2 protein-coding genes and 1 pseudogene are annotated in these 2096 nt (G+C 74.5%); 1 reads left to right on the top strand and 2 read right to left on the bottom strand.

Translation table 11 applies throughout. The features are described from left to right. Positions 1-132, bottom strand: a pseudogene (locus AB0J52_RS37635) (sensor histidine kinase KdpD); the annotation flags it as partial. Positions 133-453: 321 nt separating this feature from the next. Here AB0J52_RS37635 and AB0J52_RS37630 point away from each other — a divergent pair. Then, positions 454-1491, top strand: a complete 1038-nt coding sequence (locus tag AB0J52_RS37630) for a L,D-transpeptidase (protein WP_500187747.1) — start codon at positions 454-456, stop codon at positions 1489-1491. Positions 1492-1535: 44 nt separating this feature from the next. Here AB0J52_RS37630 and AB0J52_RS37625 read toward each other — a convergent pair. After that, positions 1536-2096 (bottom strand): hypothetical protein (locus tag AB0J52_RS37625; protein ID WP_500187746.1); only part of this gene is annotated, 561 nt, incomplete at its 5' end.

Raw genomic sequence — 2096 nt, 5'->3', positions numbered from 1 at the left:
CGTCTCCACCAGGCCGACGACCACGTCGGCGCCGCGCTCGACACGGCGCCGGGCCTCGCCGAGCATCGCGTAGGTCTTCCCGACCCCGGGCGCGGCGCCGAGATAGATGCGCAGCTCGCCCCGCGTCCCCATGGCGACCTCCCCCGGCGGAATCTACCAAAGCGACCCTCCGGACTCCGCCCGGGGGCAGAGGCCCTCACGTGCCACGACTCGCGGCCCGGAGGTCCGGTCGGGCGCCGCTGCGGACCGGCGTTCGCGGCCCGGCCCCCGATCCGGCGTACGGCCCCGCGCCCGAGCGTCATCCCGGCCTCGCGCCCGAGCCGTCATCCAATCGAGACATGCGCTCTGGCACGTCGGGACGCACCGATTCCGCTCACCGTCTATTTTGCCGAGAGTCGTCGCTTCCGGTGAGCGTCCGATCACCGAGTGTCCCCTACCTGTCCTGAGGTGAACATGCCGCGCCGCGCCACGCTCCTCCCCGCCCGGACCTGCCGGTGGCGGACGGCCGCCGCGCTGACCGCTCCCGCGCTGTCGCTCGGCGCGTGCGGCGGTGCGGCGGGCGCGGCGCTCGGCGGCGGTCCCGGCGGCGGGACCGACCGCACCGACACGCTCGCCGCCCCGGCCGCCCTCCCCACCTCCGCGTCCCCCTCGTCGGCGCAGTCCCGGCCCGAGCTGAAGGCGATGCGCGTCCGGACGTTCGGCATCGCGGACGTGGTGCCGCGCGAGGGCGAGGTCGTCGGGGTCGGCATGCCGGTCATCGTGACGTTCACCCGTCCGGTGCCGTCCCGGGCGAAGGTCGAGCGCGTGCTGCGGGTGCGGATGTCGCGGCCCGTGCCGGGCGGCTGGTTCTGGCCGTCGTCCCGGCAGGCGGTGTACCGGCCGCGGCACTACTGGCCGGCCGGTGAACGGGTCCTCCTCGACGCGCGGCTGGAGGACCTGCACGACGTCGCGGGACTGTCCGGCGCGAAGAACGTGACCCGCGGCTTCCACGTGGGACGGGCCCGGATCAGCGTCGTCAACACCCGCACGCACCGGATGAAGGTGCGCGAGGACGGCCGCGTCGTCCGGACCGCGCCGATCAGCGCCGGACGCGGCGGCAAGCCCGCCTACACCACCACCAACGGCGTCCACCTGGTGATGCGCAAGAGCGATCCGGTCGTCATGACGTCCGCGTGGATGGGCGTCACCGACCCGAGGGACCCGCGCTACTACAAGCTCAAGGTGCGGTACGCGGTGCAGATCTCGGCCACCGGCGAGTACGTCCACTCCGCGCCCTGGTCGGTCGCCTCGCAGGGCAGGGCGAACGTCAGCCACGGCTGCGTCAACGCCTCCCCCGCGTTCGCGCGCTGGTTCTACGCCCGCTCGCAGCGCGGCGACGTCGTGATCGTCACCGGGACGAACCGTCCCCTGGCCTGGACGAACGGCTACGGCTACTGGCAACTGCCGTGGTCCCGCTGGAAGGCGGGCTCGGCCGTCCGCCACGGGCGGTAGGCCGCCGGACCGCCAGGCCACGAAACCGCCGGTGCCGCGAACCGCTAGGGCAGGAAGTCGATCAGCGAGACCGCCGTGACGACGGCGGCGGCGACTCCGTAGGCGAGCGCGACGCCCGCGATGACGCGCGTGCGGCTGGCCTCGGGCCGCGCGGTCAGGCTCAGCAGCCAGGCGAGCGCGGGCAGGACCAGCACCGCGTGCATGAGCACGGCGTGCGCGGGCTTCAACGCGCCGATCACGTGGTAGGCGTCCTGCTGGTGGCCCTGCTGGACGAGCACGACGCCGCGCGCGATCATCGCCGCCCCGGACAGCATCGACAGCAGCAGCGCCCCGAACCCGACCCGCAGCGCCAGCCGCATGCTCGGCGTCCCGGCCGGCTCGCGGGCCCCCGCGTCCGGACGGGTGGTGACCGGGGTGCGGAACGCCGCGACGGTGAGCAGGGCTACCGTGGCGACGATGACGCCGCCGCCCCCGGCGAGGGCGCGCGAGATGACGGTGTTCGCGTTGCCCTCCATGTTCAGGTGGGACGGGACGCCGCGCCACTTCTGCACGGTGATCAGCGCGACCTCGACCACGGACGCGGCGGTGAACACGCCGAGCACGGC

It is taken from the genome of Spirillospora sp. NPDC049652 (assembly GCF_040675125.1).
GTDB lineage: Bacteria > Actinomycetota > Actinomycetes > Streptosporangiales > Streptosporangiaceae > Spirillospora.
The sequence above is the reverse complement of the archived record's forward strand: the minus strand, read 5'-3'. Positions and strand labels throughout refer to the sequence as shown.

Excerpts from the sequence above, each read along its gene's own strand:
- AB0J52_RS37630 (WP_500187747.1), top strand. The coding sequence starts at position 454 with ATGCCGCGCCGCGCCACGCTCCTCCCCGCCCGGACCTGCCGGTGGCGG.